The sequence below is a fragment of the Streptomyces sp. NPDC104226 genome (assembly GCF_055584085.1).
In genome coordinates, this window is sequence record NZ_JBVJMS010000008.1 from 382743 (window position 1) to 401666 (window position 18924).

The window sequence follows — 18924 nt, forward strand, 5'->3', positions numbered from 1 at the left end:
CCCCACCCAGAGGGGAAAGCAATGACCCTGAACGTGAAGGAACGCCGCAACAAGGCGGGCACCGTACTCGTCGCCATCGGCGAGATCAACAGCGAGACCTCCGGATCGCTGCTCCAGCACCTGCTGCCGCTGGTCCGCGAGGGCAGGCCGCTGCGCATCGACCTGACGGCCGTCACCTACGTCTCCAGCGCCGGGCTGCGCACCCTGCTCGTCGTCTACCGCGAGGCCCAGCACGCCGGGGTCGCCGTCACCCTCTACGGGGTGAGCGAGGAAGTCCGGTTCGTCATGTCGGCCACCGGCTTCCTCGACTTCTTCTCCACCGGCGAGGCCGAGGCGGCCGCCGCCAGGACGGCCGAGAAGACCACCCCCAAGGCCACCGCCAGGGCCGCGCGATGACCGAGCCGGCGTCCGAACAGGTGCTGCGCGTCGACGCGTACCCGACCCACGAGGTGGGCGGCTACCGGGTCCGCGCCGGCAAACCGTTCCCCTTCGGGGCCAACGTGGTCCCCGGCGGGGTCAGCTTCTCCGTCTTCTCCGACCAGGCCACCTCGATGACCCTGGTCATCTACCGCCGGGGAGAGCCCGAGCCGATGGCCGAACTGGAGTTCCCCCAGGAATTCCGCACCGGCAGCGTCTTCGCCATGACGGTCTTCGGCCTCGACCACGAGAACATCGAGTACGGCTACCGGGCCGACGGACCCTACGACCCCGTCACCGGCCACCGCTTCGACGCCCGCCAGGTGCTCTCCGACCCGTACGCCCGGCTGATCGCCGGCCGCGACGTGTGGGGCGTGGAGCCCGACCGCAGCCGCGGCTACCAGTACCGCTCCCGCGTCTGCCTCCAGGACTTCGACTGGGGCGACGACACCCCGCTGGGCATCCCCGCCGAGGACCTCGTCGTGTACGAGACCCACGTGCGCGGCTTCACCCGGCACCCCTCCTCACAGGTCACGGCCCCCGGCACCTTCGCGGGGCTGCGGGAGAAGATCCCGTACCTGAAGGAGCTCGGGATCAACTGCATCGAGCTGCTGCCGGTGTTCGAGTTCGACGAGAGCGACAACCCGCGCACCAATCCGGAGACCGGCGAGCAGCTCTTCGACTACTGGGGCTACAACACCGTCTCCTTCTTCGCCCCCAAGGCCGGCTACGCGGCCACCGGACGCTACGGCATGCAGGGCGACGAGTTCCGCACCCTGATCAAGGACCTGCACGCGGCCGGCATCGAAGTCATCCTCGACGTGGTCTTCAACCACACCGCCGAGGGCAACGAGCAGGGCCCCACCATCTCCTTCAAGGGCCTCGACAACGCCACGTACTACATGCTCACGCCCGAGGGGTACTACTTCAACTTCAGCGGCACCGGCAACACCGTCAACTGCAACCACCCCGTCGTGCGCAACTTCGTCCTCGACTGCCTGCGCCACTGGGTCGCCGACTACCACATCGACGGCTTCCGCTTCGACCTCGCGGCCATCCTCGGCCGCTCCCCGGACGGCACCCCGCTGCCCAACCCGCCGCTGCTGGAACTGCTCGCCTACGACCCGGTGCTGCGGCACACCAAGCTCATCGCCGAGGCCTGGGACGCCGGCGGCCTCTACGAGGTCGGCAACTTCCCGGCGTACGGCCGCTGGGCGGAGTGGAACGGCAAGTACCGCGACACCGTACGCAGCTTCCTCAAGGGCGACCCCGGGATCACCGGGGAACTCGCCACCCGCATCGCCGGCTCGCCGGACCTCTACTCCACCCGCGGGACCTCGGCATCGGTCAACTTCCTGACCGCGCACGACGGTTTCAGCCTGGCCGACCTGGTCTCCTACAACGACAAGCACAACGAGGCCAACGGCGAGGGCAACAACGACGGCGGCAACGACAACGCGAGCTGGAACTGCGGCGCCGAGGGACCGACCGACGACCCCGAGGTGGGTGCGCTGCGGCTGCGCCAGATGAAGAACGCCCTGGCCATCCTCTTCACCAGCCAGGGCATCCCGATGCTGCTGTCCGGCGACGAGGTGGCGCGCACCCAGCAGGGCAACAACAACACGTACTGCCAGGACAACGAACTGTCCTGGTTCGACTGGAGCCAGGTCGACGAGAACTCCGAACTGCTCAGGTTCACCCGGGAGATGATCGCCTTCCGCAAACACCACCGCGAGCTGCGCTCCACCTCGCACCCCACCGGACAGCTCCGCGACAGCCTGGGGCTGCCCGACATCAGCTGGCACGGGGAGCGGGCCTGGCAGCCCGACTGGTCGCCGGAGAGCCGGCTGCTGGCGGTCGCCCGCTGCGGCACCGGTGACGACGACGTGGTGTACGTGGCCATGAACTCCCACTGGGAAGCGCACGACCTGGAACTGCCCGCCCTCCCGGGCGGCCGCAGCTGGCACCTCTTCGCGGACAGCGGGGCCGAGGCACCGTACGACATCCGCACCCCCGGCGCCGAACTCGAACTGGAGAACGCCGGGAAGTACCTGATCGGTCCGCGCTCGGTCGTGATCCTGGTCGGCCGCACGCCCGACGCCGAGCTCTAGCCCAAGGAGACCTGACATGCCGCTTTCCGTGTCCCTGAGCATCGAGGGCGACACCACCGTGATCGAGCTGGAGGGCGAACTGGACGCCAAGACCGCGCCGGACTTCCACCAGACCATCGAGAAGGCCGCCGGCCACGGCACCAGCACCGTCGAGATCCGCATGGCCGGCCTCGGCTACATGGCCAGCGCCGGACTGCGCTCCCTGGTCTTCGCCCAGCAGAAGGTGGGGGAGCACGTCACCATCAAGGTGGTCGGCGCCATCGAGCCCGTGTCCCGGACCATCCGGACGGCCGGCCTCGACCGCAGCATCGTGCTCTGCGACGACTGAGTCCGATGGACGAGGCCGTCAAGACGGCGAGGATGTCCGCCGAGATGGAAGTGCCCGCCACCCTGGGGGCCCTGGACGACATCGCCGCCCTGGTGCTGCGGCTGGCCGGGAACGCGGGACTGGGCAAGGGAGCCTCGTACCGCATCCGGCTGGCGGTGGACGAGCTGGCCACCAACATCGTGATGCACGGGTACCGGGGCGGCGACGGACGGATCACCGTCCGGGGCCGCTCCGGTCCGGGCCGGGTGCGGATCTCCCTGGAGGACCGGGCCCCGGCCTTCGACCCCGCCCGGGGGCGACTGCCGCCCGAGCCGCACACCGCTCCCGAGCGGCGGCGGATCGGCGGACTCGGCATCCACCTCGCACTGACCAGCGTGGACGAGTTCGACTACGTACGCAGGGACGGCCGCAACATCAGCACGCTGACTGTGATGGCTGAGGGGACGGACCCATGCCCTCCACGACCGTGATCATCCTCGACGCGTACCCGCCGCCACCCCTCGAACTCCTCGGAGCACTGGGGGAGATGGGTGCGGAACTCGTCCCGCGCACGCTGGCCGAACTGCTGGCCGGCCCACTGGAGGAGCTGCCCGAAGCGGACGTGCTGCTCGCCCCGGCCCAGGCCGACGGAGAGTCCGTACGGACCGCCGTGCGCCGGCTGCGCCGCTGGGCCGGCGCCCCCATCGTGGTCGTCTGGACCGTGACGGAGTTCGCCGCCCTGGAGCAGCACGTCCGGATCGGTCACGACTACCTCGTACCCCCCTTCCTGCCCGCCCTCGTCGGGGCACGGCTGCACAGCTGCTCGGAGCGCGCCGGACTCGGCCGCACCCTGCGCGAAGCCGATGCCCGCGCCGAACTCATGGGCTACGAGAAGGAACTGGAGATCGGCCGCGAGATCCAGGCCGGCTTCCTGCCGGAATCACTGCCGGTCCCCGAGGGCTGGGAGATCGACGTGTGCTTCCGGCCCGCCCGGCAGGTCGCCGGGGACTTCTACGACGTCTTCGAGCTGTCCCGCGGCAGGCGCCTGGCCTTCGTGGTCGCCGACGTCTGCGACAAGGGGGTCGGAGCCGCGCTCTTCATGGCGCTCATCCGCTCCCTGCTGCGGCACACCGCCGAGAACAGCGGCCTCGAGCACCTGGTGGCCGCCGGCCGCACCGGCAACAGCCGGCGCATCCCCGTGGTGGGCGCCACGCCGCTGCTCAACGCGGTCACCGCCACCAACGGCTACCTGACCCGCAACCACCTGCGGCAGGGCTACTTCGCCACCCTCTTCTTCGGGGTGCTCGACCCGCTCACCGGCTCCCTCGTCTACATCAACGGCGGCCACAACCCGCCGCTGCTGCTCGACGCCGACGGCGGCGAGCCGCGCACGCTGGAGGTGACCGGACCGGCCGTCGGGGTGCTCCCCGACTGTGTGTACACGCTCGGGTACGCCCAGGTGAACCCGGGCGACACGCTCTTCGTGTTCACCGACGGAGTGCCCGAGGCGCGCTGCCCCAGCGGCGGCTTCTTCGGCGACGAGCGGATGCTGCAGCTGCTCTCCGGTCCTCCGGTGAGCGGCGGGGAGGTGGTCCGGCGCATGGACACGGCGGTACGCGAACACACCGGAACGGCCGAACAGCACGACGACGTCACCATGCTGGCCCTGCACCGGCCACGCGCGGCGCGGGGGCCGCGCGCGGGCGGCACCGATCGCCAGGTCGTGGCCTGATGGCCCGGACCATCGTGGTGCACTCGTACCGCGGCGGTACCGGGAAGTCCTCGGTACTGGCGAACCTGGCGCTGCTCCTCGCGGCCGAGGGGCGCCGGGTAGGGGTGATCGACACGGACATCCAGTCGCCCACCCTGGACCTGCTCTTCCGGCTCGGCCCCGGGCCCTCGCTCGCCGACTACCTGCTCGGCCGGTGCGAGATCGAGGCCGCCGCCCAGGAGGTCGTCACGGGCTGCGGCCGCGGGAGCCTGTACGTCGTACCGGCCCGGACCGGGACGGCGGCCCTCCGCGAGCTCATGACCACCGGCTACGACGTGGGGCTGCTGCCCGAGGGCTTCGACCGGCTGGCCCTGCACCACGCCCTGGACGTCCTGCTGCTCGACACCCATGCCGGGCTCAACAACGAGTCCGTCACCGCGATGGCCAGCGCCGACGTCCTGCTGATCATGGCCCGGGCCGACCGGATCGACCTCCTCGGCGTCGAGGAGACCATCGCCCTGACCGGCCGCCTCACCTGCCGGCGGACCCTGGTGATGAGCATGGCGCCCGAGGGCATCGACCGGCAGGCGGCCCGGCGCCGGGCCGAGGAGGTCTACCGCACCCCGCTGGCCGGAATGCTTCCCTACGTTCCGGAAATGGCCGCGCTCTACGGGGAGCGCATATTCTCCGAAGCCCATCCCGACCATCCTCTGGTCGGTGAATTCCGCACCATCATCTCGGCGTTGGACGCACGTGACGAAGTATCACGTGCCTGACGTCTCCCCCTTACGCCCCTAGCGGGGGGCGTGTTGAATCGGCAGCGAATCCAGCGCCGCCGGAACATCCGGAAGAAGGAGAAGAGTCATGAAGATTCTCGTCGTCATGACGGCCAAGGCCACGCTTCATCTGCTGGACGGAGAACAACACCCCTCGGGTTTCTGGGCCGAGGAATTCGCCGTTCCCTACACCCTCTTCAAGAACGCCGGCCACACCGTGGACGTGGCGACGATCGGGGGACGGACCCCGACCGTCGACGCGACCAGCATCGACCCCCAGTTCCTCCAGTGGGTCCGCCCTCAGGGCTCCGCCGACACCGACGCGGCCAGCGCCCTGGAGTACAGCCGTGTCATCGAGAACACCCCGCAGCTGAGGAACCCGATCGCCCTGGAGACCCTGGGCGAGAAGGACGTCGCCGACTACGACGGCATCTACATCAGCGGCGGCCACGGGGCCATCGGCGACCTGCCCAAGTCCGACGAGCTCGCGCAGATCCTGCGCTGGGCCATCGCGCAGGACAAGCCCCTGGCCACCGTCTGCCACGGACACACCGCCCTGCTCGCCCTGCGCGACGGCGAGGGCCAGTGGCCCTTCGCGGGCTACCGGATGACCGCCTTCTCGCACAGCGAGGAGCTCGTCACCAACATGGCGGGCCGGCTCCCGCTGATCCTGGAGGCCGAACTCACCCGCCTCGGAGCCCGCTACGAGAAGGCCGACGCGATCTGGGACTCGCACGTGGTGGTGGACCGGAGGCTCACCACCGGCCAGAACCCGTACTCCTCCAAGGCCCTCGCGGAGACGTTCCTACGTCAGCTCGCGCAGGGCGAGACGGCCTAGGCCGTCTCTTTCGGATCCTGCCGGGCCCGCGGCGCCCGGCACCGCGCCCGGCCGCACTGCCGAGACGACCACGTACACCCAGTACGCGAGCGCCCCGACAGCACGCCCGGGCACGGCACCGGACACCGCGAGCTCGGCCGACAAGATCCGAAAGAGACGGCCTGAGCGCCCTGCCCCTCGTACCCGAAACCGGAAGGCAGCCACAGCCATGACCAAGCGCGCGCTCAGCGACCAGCCCTTGGCCAACCCCGGGAAGCTGTTCATCGGCGGCACCTGGGTCCCGGCCCGGGACGGCCGTACCGAACCGGACATCAGCCCCGTGGACGGCCAGGAGATCGTGCCGGTGGCCCAGGCGGCCGCCGCCGACGCGGACGCGGCCGTGGCCGCCGCCCGTACGGCGTACGAGGAAGGTCCCTGGAGCAGACTGTCCGCCCAGGAGCGCGCGCTGCGGCTGAACCGGGTCGGGGAGCTCATCGAGCGCGACCTGGAGGAGATCGCCCTGCTGGAAACGGTGGACATGGGCAAGCCGTACGCCTTCTCCTCCACGGTCGACGCCCCCATGGCCGCCCAGCTCATGCACTACTACGCCGGAGCCGTGACCCGCGTCGACGGCTCCTCCCGGGCCCCGGCCGGCGGGCAGCTCGCGTACACCCTGCGCGAACCGCTGGGCGTGGTCTGCGCCATCACCCCCTTCAACTTCCCGCTCCTGCTGTCGATGACGAAGATCGCCCCGGCCCTCGCGGCCGGGAACACGGTGGTCCACAAGCCCTCGCCCGCCACCCCGCTCACCGCCCTGAAGATCGCCGAGCTGTTCCAGGAGGCGGAGATCCCGGACGGAGTGCTGAACGTCATCACCGGTCCGGGCGTGGAACTGGGCGAGACCCTCACCGGCCACCCCGGGATCGACAAGATCGCCTTCACCGGGTCCACCTCCGTCGGCCAGTCCATCATCCGCAAGGCGGCCGGCACCCTGAAGAAGGTGACGATGGAGCTCGGCGGCAAGTCCGCCAACATCGTCTTCGCCGACGCCGACCTCGACGCCGCCGAGGAACTCGCCTTCTTCGGCATCTACTACAACAAGGGCGAGATCTGCACCGCCGGCTCCCGGCTGCTGCTGCAGCGCCCCATCCACGACGAGATGGTCGAACGGCTCGTGGCCCGCGCGGCCGCCCTGCGGCCCGGAGACCCGCGCGACCCGGACACCCTCTTCGGACCGCTCGCCCACCGCGGGCAGTTCGACAAGGTCAGCTCGTACATCGAGGTCGGCGAGAAGGAAGGCGCAGTCCTGCGCACCGGCGGCACCGGCTGGACCCCCGAAGGGGCCTCCTCCGAGCTCTCGGCGGGTCTGTACTTCCTGCCGACCGTCTTCACCGGCGTGGACAACGGCATGCGGATCGCCCAGGAGGAGATCTTCGGACCCGTCCTGTCGATCATCCCCTTCGACACCGAGGAGGACGCCGTGCGCATCGCCAACGACAGCGCGTACGGCCTCGCCGCCGGCGTCCACACCAAGGACCTGCGGCGCGCCCACCGGGTCGCCTCGCAGATCAAGGCCGGGACCGTCTGGGTCAATTGCTACAACCAGTACGACCCCGCCGTGCCCTACGGCGGCTACAAGGCCTCCGGCTACGGGCGCGAGTGCGGCCCCGAGTCCCTGGAGAGCTACACCCAGACCAAGTCGGTCTGGATCGGAATGGACTGAACACCCGGCTGCCCCCCGCACCCACCTGAGGAGCCCCCATGCGGATCGGCATCATCGGAACGGGCCGGATCGGATCGACCCTGGCCAGGATCCTCGTGGCGGCGGACCACCAGGTCGTCCTCGCCAACGCCCGGGGCCCGCGGAGCCTCGCGGACCTGCTGGCCGAACTGGGCCCCGCGGCCTCGGCGGCGTACCCCGCCGAGACCGCGGCCCGGTCCGAAGTCCTCGTCCTGATGGTGCCGTTCGACGGTGTCCAGGGGCTGCTGCCGCAGGACGCCGTACGGGACACCGTGCTGGTGGACGCCACCAACGCGTTCGACGGCCCGGGCAACGCCCGGGACCTCGGCGGCCGGGGATCCAGTGAACTCGTCGCCGAATGGTATCCGGGGACCCGGATCGTGAAATCCCTGAACACCATGCATTTCGAGACGCTCGCCGTCGCCGGCACCGCCCCGGGCCCGCGTCTGGCCCATTTCACGGCGGGCGACGACGGGAAAGCCAAGGAAATAGTCGCGGGAATCATCACGGATCTCGGATTCGCTCCCGTGGACACCGGTCCGCTGCACTCCGGAGGAATTCTCCAGCAGCCCGGCGGGCCCCTCTTCAACCGGCCGCTCACGGAAGCGCAGGCGCTGGCATGGACCTCTCACTGAACGTCAACGGAAGACCCGAGCAGTTCTCGGCGCAGCCGAACGAACTGCTCGTGGAACGGCTCCGCGACGGCCTCGGACTCACCGGCACCAAGGTCGGCTGCGACACCGGCCAGTGCGGAACCTGCGTCGTCCGCCTCGACGGCCGCTCCGTCAAGAGCTGCCTGATCCTCACCGCGGCGGCCGCCGGCTCCGAGGTGACCACCATCGAGGGAGTCACCACCCCCGGCGGTGAACTCACCGGCCTGCAGGAGGCCTTGCGCCAGGAGCACGGCACCCAGTGCGGCTTCTGCACCCCCGGGATGGTCATGGCCCTCGGCGAGCTCGTGCAGAACACGTGCGACCGCGAGGCCCCCACCGAGCCCGAGATCCGCGAGTGGCTCACCGGAAACCTGTGCCGCTGCACGGGCTACCACAGCGTCGTACGAGGAGTGCAGCGCGCCTGCTCCGCGGCCCGCGAGGACGCGCCCGCGGTGCAGCCGGCCGCCGCCGCCGAGCAGCTGTCGGCCGCCGCCGTGTCCGGACAGGAGGGGTGAGGGAGATGACCGCAGTCACGGGGGAGACCCCGCTCCAGGGCAACGGCCTGCTCGGACAGCCGCTGGACAGCCGTGAGGACCCGCAGCTCCTGCGCGGCGAGGCCACGTACGTGGGCGACATCGACCTGCCGGGCACCGCCCACATGGCGATCCTCGGCAGCCCCGTCGCCCACGCGAGGATCCTGTCCATCGACACCCAGGCCGCCGAGCAGCTGCCGGGCGTGCTGAAGGTGGCCACCGCGGCCGACTTCACCGACGTCATGCCGCTGCCCTGCATCTGGATACCCGGCGGGGTCGAAAGCCACTTCCCGCCCCACCCCTACGGACTTCCCGGCTCCCGCCCGGTGCTGTCCGGCGACACCGTGCGCCACGTCGGCGATCCCCTTGCCGTGGTCGTCGCCGAGACCCCGCGCCAGGCCGCCTCGGCGCTCGCCGCCATCTCCGTCGAGTACGAGCCGCTGACCGTGGTGACCCGCGCCGACGAGGCCCTCGCCGAAGGCGCCCCGCAGCTCCACGAGGCCGTACCCGGCAACCTGAACGCGTACTGGACCTGCGGCGACAAGGACCGCACCGACGCGGCCATCGCCGCGGCCGAGGTCACCGTCGAGCTCGACCTCGTCAACCAGCGCACCATCAACAGCCCCATCGAGCCGCGCGGCGCGGTCGGCGACTACAACGCCGCCACCGGCGAGTACACGCTGTACGCCTCCACCCAGGGCCCGCACAACCACCGCTTCCTGCTCTCCGCGCTGGTCCTCGGCATCCCCTTCAACAAGCTCCGCGTCGTGGCCCCGACCGTCGGCGGCAGCTTCGGCACCAAGGGGTACCTGTACCCCGACATGCCGCTGGTCCTGCTGCTCTCCAAGGCGCTCGGCCGGCCCGTGAAATGGGTCGACACCCGCACCGGGCTGATGAACTCCACCGTCCAGGGCCGCGACCACCGCCAGCACGTCACCCTGGCCGGCACCCGCGACGGCCGGATCACCGCCGTGCGCTGCACGAGCCACGCCAACCTCGGCGCCTACCCCTCCACCATCGGCCCCGGCGTCGCCACCGCCCTGATGGGCCGCTCCATCAGCGGCATGTACGACATCGACGCCGCCTTCTGCGAGGTCTACGCCGTCTTCACCAACACCGTCCCGCTCGGCGCCCAGCGCGGCAGCGGGCGCGCCGAGGCCGCGTTCCTGATGGAGCGGCTCGTCGACCGGTACGCCTCCGAGATCGGCATGGACCCGGCGGCGGTGCGCCGCATGAACCTGGTGCCGAAGGAGAAGTTCCCGTACGACAACGGCCTCGGCTGGACCTACGACTCGGGCGACTACCAGCTCAACTTCGACCGGGCGATCGAGCTCTCGGGCTACGCCGACATGCCCGCCCGCAAGACCGAGGCCCGCGCCCGCGGCAAACGGCTCGGCGTCGGCATCGCCTCCTACGTGGCGATCTGCGGGGTCGGCCCCTCCACCCGGATGTCCAAGGAGGGCATGCTCGGCGGCACCTGGGAGAGCGCGAACATCCGCGTCCACCCGACCGGCGAGGTCACCGTCACCGTCGGCTCCGCCTCCACCGGCCAGAGCCACGGCACCGTCTTCGCGCAGGTCGCCGCCGACGAGCTCGGCATCGACCCGGCGACGGTCCAGGTGTACGAGGGGGACACGCTCAAGGCTCCGTACGGGCAGGGGACGTACGGCTCGCGCTCCTACAGCATGGCCGCGCCGGCCGTCGCCCTCACCGCACGCAAGCTGAAGAACAAGCTGATCAAGGCCGGGGCCGTCTTCCTCGGCGTCCCCGAGGAGAAGGTCGTCTACGCGAACGGCAAGGTCTTCGAAGCCGGGCACGAGGACGACCCCGAGAAGACCAAGACCTTCGCCGACCTGGCGATGGCCATGTGGTACGGCTGGGGGCTCCCGCCCGAGATCGAACCCGCCCTCGACGAGACCACCCACTTCGACCCGCCGGACTTCAACTACCCCTTCGGGACGCACGTCGCCGTCGTCGAGATCGACGAACTGACCGGCGAGACCGAGGTGGTGGCCTACACCGCCGTCGACGACGCGGGCCACATCGGCAACCCGAAGATCGTCCTAGGCCAGATCGAGGGCAGCATCCTGCACGGCCTCGGGCAGGCCCTCATGGAGCACGCGGAGTACGACCCCGACGGGCGGCTCGTCAGCCGCGACCTGGGCCACTACGCGCTGCCGCGCGCCGTCGACGCACCCTTCTTCACCCTCGACAAGACCACCACGCCCTCCCCGCACAACCCGCTGGGAGCCAAGGGTGCGGGGGAGATCGCCACCGTGCCGCCCGCCGCGGCCGTCGTCAACGCCGTCGTCGACGCCCTGTCCGACCTGGGCGTCCGGCACATCGACATGCCCGTCACCCCCGAGAAGGTCTGGCGCCGCCTGAGAGGGGAATCCCAGTGATCCTCGCCGACTTCGACTACGTACGCCCCGTCGGCCTCGACGAGGCCCTGACCCTGCTGGCCGGCCGCCCCGGCGCCCGCGTACTGGCCGGCGGGCAGAGCCTGCTGCCCGGTCTGCGCAGCGGCGGGGACCGGGCCTCCCTGCTCGTCGACCTGCGCCGGCTCGACGAGCTCCGGGGGATCGAGCGGACCTCCGCGGGGATCCGGATCGGTGCGCTGACCACCCTGGCCGAACTGGCCGCGGACCCCCTGGTGCTGGCCGAGGCGCCGGAACTCGCCGCCGCGGCCCGCGCCAACGGAGACCCCCAGGTCCGCAACCTCGGCACCGCGGGCGGCAACCTCGCCGCCACCGGCAGGGCCACCGACCTGCCCGTCGCCGCCATGGCCGCCGGAGCCACGGCCGAACTGGCCGGCCCCGGCGGGGCGTCGATGGTCACCGCCGAGGAGCTGGCCGCCTCAGGAGTCCCGGCGGGCACCGTCATCACCGCCCTGCTCGTCCCGGCCGCGGGCCCTGCCGGGGCCTTCGAGAAGACCGCCGACCGGGCGACTCGCTACCCGGTCTGCGCCGCCGCCGTACGGATCACCCCCGACGGGCCGCGCATCGCGGTCACCGGAGCCACCGCCCGCGCGCTGCGGCTGCGCGGGGTCGAGGAACGCCTCGGCGGGGGCCCATACACCACCGAGAACGTGCTCGCGGCCTTCCGCGCCGAGCCCCGGGAGCTGTTCGTCCCGGGGCGCGGCACCTCGGCCGAGTACCTCGGCCACCTCGCGGGCGTACTCACCGCCCGCGCGCTCACGAGGGCCGTGCAGGCACCCGCCTGACGGCCCACGACGGGGGAGTTGAAGCAGTGGAACCGTTGCCCACGACAGCGCGGACCGCGCCGTCCGCGACCACCACGGGGGTCACCTTGCGTCCAGCCGCCGGCGCCGCAGACGCACCGGGAAGCTCCGGCTTCTGGGTGGTGGGCGCGGTCCTCGTCCTGCTGATGCTCTCCTCCTCCGTCCCCTCCGCCCTCTACGTGCTCTACCAGCAGGAGTGGGGCCTGTCCTCCGGCACGATCACGGTGGTCTTCGCCCTGTACGCCGTCACCGTGCTCGCCGGACTCCTGCTGTTCGGCTCGCTGTCCGACACCCTCGGCCGACGGCCCGTACTCGCCACGGGGCTGGTCCTCGCGATCGTCTCCATGGGGCTGTTCGCCTCGGCCCGGGGGCTCGGCCTGCTGCTCGCCGCCCGCGCCGTGCAGGGGCTCGCGGTGGGCCTGGCCACCGGGGCCGTGGGCGCCGCCCTGCTGGAACTCGCCCCGCGCTCCCGGCCCGCCCTCGGCGCCCAGGTCAACAGCGCCGGGCCGACCGTCGGCATCGGCCTCGGCGGCATCGGGGCCGGGCTGCTGGTGCAGTACGCGCCCGCCCCGACCGTCCTGACCTACCTGCTGCTCGTGGGGGCCTTCGCCGTCTCGCTGGTCGGCGTGGCCCGGATGCCGGAGAGCGCCCCGGGGCGGGCGGAGGGGGGCCGGGGGGAGGCGGGCCGGGCGGAGGGGGGCCGCTTCAAGCTGGCCCCGCACCGGATCCACATCCCCGCCGCCGTCCGCGGCCGCTTCGCCGTGCTGATCCTGACCATCGTGGCCGTCTGGTCGGTCGGCGGCTTCTACCTCTCGCTCGGCCCGCACCTGGCCCTCTCCCTGCTCCAGAGCGCCAACTACCTCGTCGGCGGAGCCACCGTGGCCCTCCTCGCCGGCGCCGCCACCGCCGCGCAGCTCCTGCTGGGCCGCACCGAGGCGCTGCGCACCGCCGTCCTCGGCCTGCTCGGCCTGCTCGGCGGACTGGCCCTGGTGCTCCTCGCACTCGGGCTCGGCTCGGCCCCCGTGTTCCTCGTGGCCACCGCGGTGCTCGGAGCCGGCTGGGGCGCGGCCTTCCTCGGCTCCTTCCGCGCGCTGAGCGCCCTGGCAGAGCCCGCGCACCGGGGCGAACTGACCGCCGCCGTCTACGTGTTCGCGTACCTCGCGATGAGCGTCCCGGCCGTGCTCGCCGGACTGCTCACCAACATCCACGGGCTGCACCGCACCTCGGTCGGCTTCATGGCCACCGTCGCCGCGGTGTGCGCGCTCGCCCTCCTGGCCACCCTGCGGCTGGCGGCCCGCAACAGGACGCAGGGGAGGACCGCATGAGCGGGATCCCGGACGCGCCCGCGCTGCGCACCGCCCTGCGCGGGCTGGAGATCTTCGAGGGGCTCACCGAGGAGCAGCTGGACTGGCTGGTCTCGGTCTCCGAACCCCGGGTGCTCGCCGACGGCGAGGTCCTCTTCCGGGACGGCGAGGAGGCCACGGGCTTCCACGTCCTGCTCTCCGGAGGGCTGGTGGTCACCAAGGTGGTCGACGGCCGCGAGGAGGTCCTGACCCGGCACTCCACCGAGGAGGAGAGCGCGGCCGCCGAGGACCACGACGGCAAACCCTCGGCCGCCCACCGGTTCACCGGCGAGCTGCCGCTGCTGACGGACGGGGCGTACGTGGCCACGGCCGCGGCGAGCGGACCGGCCACCACCGTGGTGGCGTACGGGAAGCCGGTCTTCTTCGAGATGCTGACCCGCTGCCACGGGGTGGCCGCCGTCCTGATCCCGGTACTGGCCTGGCGCATCAAGTCCTCCGAGGTCCAGGCCCGCAAACGGGCCACCGTCGAAGCGCTGGGCACCCTCGCGGCGGGCCTCGCGCACGAGCTGAACAATCCCGCCGCCGCCGTGGCCCGGGCCGCGCAGGAGCTGGCGCCCGCCCTGGACCAGCTCACGCGCACCGCCCAGGCCTGGGGCGCGGCCGCCACCGGTGCCGAGCGCTCCGTCCTCGGACAGCTCGCCGACGAGCTGGACAAGGCGGCGCCGCCGGTGGTCACCGATCCGCTGGCCCAGGCGGACGCGGAGGAGGAGATCGCCGACTGGGCCGAGGAGGCGGGTGCGGAACGGGCCTGGCTGCTCGGCTCCGGGGTCTCCGACCTCGGACTGGACCTGGGCGGGCTGCTGGAGCGGCTGGAGGGGATCGGCGAGCGGGCCCTGCCGGCGGCCCTGGACCACCTGGCGTCCCTCCTGGAGGTCCGGTCGCTCGCCGCCGAGCTGCGGGCGGCCGGTCCGCGGATCTCCCAGCTCGTCTCGGCCACCCGGGATTACGCCAATCTCGACCGGGCCCCCGAGCAGCGCTTCGCCGTGACCGAGGGACTGGAGAACACGCTGGTCGTGCTGCGCGCCAAGCTCGCCGGGATCGGGATCGTGCGCTCGTACGAACCGGACCTGCCCGAACTGACGGGCTACCCGAGCGAGCTGAACCAGGTGTGGACGAACCTGGTGGACAACGCCGCGGCCGCCATGGAGGGCGCCGGAACCCTCACCCTGCGCGCCCGGGTCGAAGGCGTCTGCCTGGTGGTGGAGATCGCCGACACCGGCTCGGGCATCCCCGAGGAATCCCTCCCGAGGATCTTCGAACCCTTCTACACGACCAAGGACGTGGGCAAGGGCACGGGCCTCGGCCTGCACCTCAGCTACCGCATCGTGACCCAGCGCCACCACGGCTCGATCACGGCCCGTTCGCGCCCGGGGGAGACCCGGATGACCGTCCGGCTGCCGCTGACCGGGACCGATGCGTCCTGTGCCGTGCCGGCCGGGGAGCCGGCGGATTCCACCGATCCATCTCCATCGAAGAGTTGACGTCGAAGAGTTGAAAGGGAGTCGACATGCCCAAGTACGACATCTCCACGCTGCACCCGGTGTTCGTCCGGCAGATGGACGCGCTCGCCGCCCTGGACATCGAGGCGGTGATGAAGAACTACACCGACGACGCCGTGCTGTTGCGCTTCGAGGGCGTCTCCGTCGGCATCGACGCGGTGCGCGAGACGTTCACCGGATACCTGACGGTGAAGCCCACGCTCGTGGAGCTCCAGGAGTACGTCGAGACCGACGACACCATCTTCTACCGGGCGATCATGAATCTGAACGGAGAACCGGAGCACGCGTTCGGGACGCTCGTCGTCCGCGATGGCCGGATCTGGCGGCAGACCGCCGGATTCGGCGGCTGATTGGAGAAATCTGGGTAGCGTGTGCGGGGAGGGTGGGGATGCACGCCCTCCCCGTATGTGCGGCAGCCGTAGATATATGCAAGAAGCGTGAAGGGGAGGTCATGGAAACGGAAACCGGCCGGGTCGAGGCATTCAGTGATGGCGTATTCGCCGTCATCATCACCATCCTTGTCCTGGAGTTGAAAGTTCCGGAAGAAACCGGATCCGACTTCTGGCACGGAGTGCGCGAGCAGTGGCCGCACTATGCCGCCTATGTCGTGAGTTTCCTCATCATCGGCGTCATGTGGGTGAACCACCACACCATCTTCAGTCACATCAAGCGCGTCGACCGTCCTTTGCTCTTCCTGAACCTCCTGGTCCTGATGGTCGTCTCCGTGGTCCCGTACACGACCAACGTGCTCGCCGAACACCTCATGGAGGAGGGCGGATCGGCCAATGCGGCGGCCGTCCTCTACAGTCTGCTGACGGTGGCCTACGCCTTGGCGTTCCTGGCCTTCTGGTGGTATGTCACCCGGCTCGGACACCTCTTCCACGATCAGGTGGACAAGGCCGGCGCCCGGGCCACCAGGGTCCGCTTCGGTCTGGGTGCGATCGCCTACCCATTGACCGTCGTCCTGGCCTTCGTCTCCGCTCCGCTCACTCTCGTCGCCCACTTCCTGATCGCGCTCTACTATGCGGCGAACCAGATCCCCATCCCCCTCGTGGTAGAGGAAGAGCGGCTCGAAACTGCCAGCGACCTCAGGAAGTAGCCGCCGGGACCTACGGCCGTTATCCGCGGTCAAGTAGGGTCATGGATCTAGCTGGTCGCGGGGGAGGCCCAGATGGCTCGCGTAGTCCTGCCGGAGGAATCCACGAAGGAAATCTCCGAATTGATCGATGTTCTGATCTCGCTCTTCTTCGAGTCGTTACCCCGGCGGGACCAGCGAAACTGGGCCCGCGTATACCTGAACGGGCTCGTGCGGACCAACGGCAAGAAAACAATTCGTAACATCGCCGGAACCGGAGCCAGTTCCGTCGAGCAGAGCCTCCAGCAGTTCATCAGCAAGTCCCCCTGGGACTGGACCCCCGTCCGCCGCTCCCTCGCCCAGCACCTCGAACGGACCGCGCAGCGCCCGCTGGCCTGGGTGGTGCAGCCCATGGTCATCGAGAAGGCCGGCGACCGATCGGTCGGAGTGGGGAGACAGTTCGTCCCCCAGCTGGGCCGCACCGCCAACTGCCAGCAGGCCAGCGGCATCTGGCTCACCTCCAGCGATGCAGGCTTCCCCGTCGAATGGACCCTCACCCTCCCCGGTCCCTGGACGGCGGAACTGCTGCGGCGCCGACGGGCCGGCATCCCCGACACGGCCCGCTCCCTCACCCCCGCCCAGGACGCGGTACACGCGGTCCAGCGGATGGCCGCCACCTGGCAACTCCAGCGCAGGCCCGTGGTGATGGAAGTCTCCAACAGCGAACTGCCTCAGTGCATCGAATCGTTCGCCGTGCAGGACATCCCCTTCGTATTCAAAGTGGACGGCACCCTGCCCGTCTCCTTCGGCGGGGCGGGACGGCACAAACCCGGCCCGCACACCGCGCCGGCCCGCGAGCTCATCGACTCCCTGCGCTCCCAGCGCCGCGTCGTCGAATGGACCCGGCACGGCCGCGCCGAGGGAGCGGTCACCCTGCTCACCTCGGCCGCCATCTTCGCCACCCCCGGCGAGGACCGCCTCGTACCGGCGCCGCCCACCCCGCTGCTGCTCGTCGGGGCCTGGACCGAGGCCGCCCTGCTGCCCTCGGAGTTCTGGATCACCAACATCGGAGACCGGCCGCTCGCGCAGCTGTTCCTCCTCGCCAAACTCACCGACCGGGTGGCGCTCGACTTCACCGAGGTCTGCGAACCCGCCGGGATCCGCGACTTCGAAGGCCGCTCCTTCCGCGGCTGGCACCACCACGCCACCCTCGCCAGCGTCGCCCACGCCGCGATGCTGCTGGGCGCGCGCGGGCGCGGACCCCACCCGTCCCCGCCCGCGCCGTACCCCGGCCCGGCCCGGACCGTCCCTACGGTCGCCGCCCACGCCGCCGGCCCGCCGGTGCTGCCGCCGAGACCGGTCATCCCCGGGCAGAGCCCGCGCCGCGAGTACATCCGCTGATGCTCGACATCGCCGAAGAACTACGCGCGTGGTGCGCCGCCGGACGGGACTTCGCGGTGGCCACGGTGGTCGCCGTCAGCGGCAGCGCACCGCGCGGCCCGGGCGCCTCCCTGGCCGTCGACACCGGGGGGACCGCGCTCGGCTCCCTCTCCGGGGGCTGCGTCGAATCCGCCGTGCACGAGCTGTGCCTGGAGGCGATCACCTCCGGGCAGAGCGGCGTGCACCGCTTCGGATACAGCGACGACGACGCCTTCGCAGTGGGGCTGACCTGCGGGGGAGTCCTCGACGTCCTGATCACCCCGGTGCGCCGGCACGACCCCGTGCGGCCCGTCATCGGCGCCGTCCTCGACGCCGCCTGCCGCGGAGCCCGCTCCGCGCTCGGCCGGGTGGTCCAGGGGGCGCCGGAGCAGCTCGGGCGGGCCATCGCCGTGCACGCCGACGGCTCCTACGAGGGCCGCCTCGGCGGGGGCGCCGAACTGGACCGGGCCGCCGCCGAGCGGGTCCGGGGCTGGCTCGCCGCCGGCCGCACCGGCACCGCCGAGCTGGGCACGGCCGGCGGGCTCTGCGGGCAGCCGCTGACCCTGCTCGTCGAATCGGCCGCCGAGCGGCCCCGGCTGCTGGTGTACGGGGCCATCGACTTCGCCGCCGCCCTCACCCGCATCGGCGCCTTCCTCGGCTACCGGGTCACGGTGTGCGACGCCCGGCCCGTCTTCGTCACCCCCGCCCGGTTCCCCGACGCGGACGAGGTGGTCGTGGACTGGCCGCACCGGCACCTGGCCGCGGAGTGGGAAGCGGGCCGCCTGGATTCCCGTACGGCCGTGTGCGTCCTCACCCACGACGCCAAGTTCGACGTCCCGCTGCTGACGCTCGCGCTGCGGCTGCCCCTCGGGTACGTGGGAGCCATGGGCTCGCGCCGCACCCACGAGGAGCGGGCGCGGCGGCTGCGGGCGGAGGGCGTGCCGGCGGCCGCGCTGGCCCGGCTGCGCTCACCGATCGGCCTGGACCTCGGCGGGGCGACCCCCGAGGAGACCGCGCTCGCCATCGCCGCCGAGTTCACGGCCGTGCGGTACGCCGGAACGATTCTCCCGCTCGCCTGGAGCAAGGGCGCCGTCCACGGCCGGGCGGCCCCGCCCGCACCCGACCGCAGGACGAAGGTCCCGTAGGAACCGACCATCCGGCCCCACATGTCATGGACGTTTCGCCGGGGCGGTGTGAACTCCAGGTCGTGTGAGAATGAAGTACGTGCGTTCCTCGACTGCCCTGTCGGGGTCACCTCCG

18 protein-coding genes are annotated in these 18924 nt (G+C 71.3%); all 18 read left to right on the forward strand.

Annotated elements, in window-relative coordinates:
* The first annotated feature begins 21 nt into the window (after positions 1–21).
* The 18 genes from ACZ60J_RS26115 (at position 22) to ACZ60J_RS26200 (ending at position 18809) form a co-directional block, all read left to right on the forward strand.
* A complete protein-coding gene (locus ACZ60J_RS26115) occupies positions 22–396 on the forward strand; it encodes an STAS domain-containing protein (protein ID WP_469685421.1) in 375 nt (124 codons plus the stop codon).
* The gene (gene glgX / locus ACZ60J_RS26120) at positions 393–2528 is read left to right on the forward strand and encodes a glycogen debranching protein GlgX (protein ID WP_469685422.1); all 2136 of its coding nucleotides are present in this window, start codon (positions 393–395) and stop codon (positions 2526–2528) included. The genes ACZ60J_RS26115 and glgX overlap by 4 nt, the downstream gene beginning before the upstream one ends.
* A 16-nt stretch (positions 2529–2544) precedes the next feature.
* Complete coding sequence (locus ACZ60J_RS26125; protein ID WP_469685424.1) at positions 2545–2856, forward strand: STAS domain-containing protein; 312 nt, start codon at positions 2545–2547, stop codon at positions 2854–2856.
* A 5-nt stretch (positions 2857–2861) separates the two neighbouring features.
* A complete protein-coding gene (locus tag ACZ60J_RS26130; protein WP_469685426.1) occupies positions 2862–3326 on the forward strand; it encodes an ATP-binding protein in 465 nt (154 codons plus the stop codon).
* The gene (locus ACZ60J_RS26135) at positions 3308–4567 is read left to right on the forward strand and encodes a PP2C family protein-serine/threonine phosphatase (RefSeq protein ID WP_469685428.1); all 1260 of its coding nucleotides are present in this window, start codon (positions 3308–3310) and stop codon (positions 4565–4567) included. The genes ACZ60J_RS26130 and ACZ60J_RS26135 overlap by 19 nt, the downstream gene beginning before the upstream one ends.
* Positions 4567–5322: a MinD/ParA family ATP-binding protein gene (locus ACZ60J_RS26140; RefSeq protein WP_469685430.1), complete on the forward strand. Its 756-nt coding sequence runs from the start codon at positions 4567–4569 to the stop codon at positions 5320–5322. The genes ACZ60J_RS26135 and ACZ60J_RS26140 overlap by 1 nt, the downstream gene beginning before the upstream one ends.
* Before the next feature lie 88 nt (positions 5323–5410).
* A complete protein-coding gene (locus ACZ60J_RS26145; protein WP_469685432.1) occupies positions 5411–6160 on the forward strand; it encodes a type 1 glutamine amidotransferase domain-containing protein in 750 nt (249 codons plus the stop codon).
* Positions 6161–6368: 208 nt separating this feature from the next.
* Positions 6369–7862 (forward strand): aldehyde dehydrogenase family protein, encoded by a 1494-nt coding sequence (locus ACZ60J_RS26150; protein ID WP_469685433.1) that lies wholly within the window; start codon positions 6369–6371, stop codon positions 7860–7862.
* A gap of 38 nt (positions 7863–7900) precedes the next feature.
* Positions 7901–8515 carry an NADPH-dependent F420 reductase gene (locus tag ACZ60J_RS26155; RefSeq protein ID WP_469685435.1) on the forward strand — a complete coding sequence of 205 codons (615 nt, stop codon included), beginning with the start codon at positions 7901–7903 and terminating at the stop codon, positions 8513–8515.
* Entirely contained in the window at positions 8500–9048 is a 549-nt protein-coding gene (locus tag ACZ60J_RS26160) for a (2Fe-2S)-binding protein (protein ID WP_469685437.1), read from the forward strand. Before ACZ60J_RS26155 ends, ACZ60J_RS26160 begins: the two co-directional genes overlap by 16 nt.
* A gap of 5 nt (positions 9049–9053) precedes the next feature.
* Entirely contained in the window at positions 9054–11468 is a 2415-nt protein-coding gene (locus tag ACZ60J_RS26165) for a xanthine dehydrogenase family protein molybdopterin-binding subunit (protein WP_469685439.1), read from the forward strand.
* A complete protein-coding gene (locus ACZ60J_RS26170) occupies positions 11465–12289 on the forward strand; it encodes an FAD binding domain-containing protein (RefSeq protein WP_469685441.1) in 825 nt (274 codons plus the stop codon). The genes ACZ60J_RS26165 and ACZ60J_RS26170 overlap by 4 nt, the downstream gene beginning before the upstream one ends.
* Before the next feature lie 35 nt (positions 12290–12324).
* A complete protein-coding gene (locus ACZ60J_RS26175) occupies positions 12325–13632 on the forward strand; it encodes an MFS transporter (protein ID WP_469685443.1) in 1308 nt (435 codons plus the stop codon).
* A complete protein-coding gene (locus ACZ60J_RS26180; RefSeq protein ID WP_469685445.1) occupies positions 13629–15152 on the forward strand; it encodes an ATP-binding protein in 1524 nt (507 codons plus the stop codon). Before ACZ60J_RS26175 ends, ACZ60J_RS26180 begins: the two co-directional genes overlap by 4 nt.
* Positions 15153–15178: 26 nt before the next feature.
* Positions 15179–15520: a nuclear transport factor 2 family protein gene (locus ACZ60J_RS26185; protein WP_243334431.1), complete on the forward strand. Its 342-nt coding sequence runs from the start codon at positions 15179–15181 to the stop codon at positions 15518–15520.
* A 101-nt stretch (positions 15521–15621) separates the two neighbouring features.
* Complete coding sequence (locus tag ACZ60J_RS26190) at positions 15622–16269, forward strand: TMEM175 family protein (RefSeq protein ID WP_469685446.1); 648 nt, start codon at positions 15622–15624, stop codon at positions 16267–16269.
* Positions 16270–16341: 72 nt separating this feature from the next.
* A complete protein-coding gene (locus ACZ60J_RS26195) occupies positions 16342–17646 on the forward strand; it encodes an IS701 family transposase (protein WP_469685447.1) in 1305 nt (434 codons plus the stop codon).
* Positions 17646–18809 (forward strand): XdhC family protein, encoded by a 1164-nt coding sequence (locus tag ACZ60J_RS26200; protein WP_469685449.1) that lies wholly within the window; start codon positions 17646–17648, stop codon positions 18807–18809. Before ACZ60J_RS26195 ends, ACZ60J_RS26200 begins: the two co-directional genes overlap by 1 nt.
* The last annotated feature ends 115 nt before the right edge of the window (positions 18810–18924 follow it).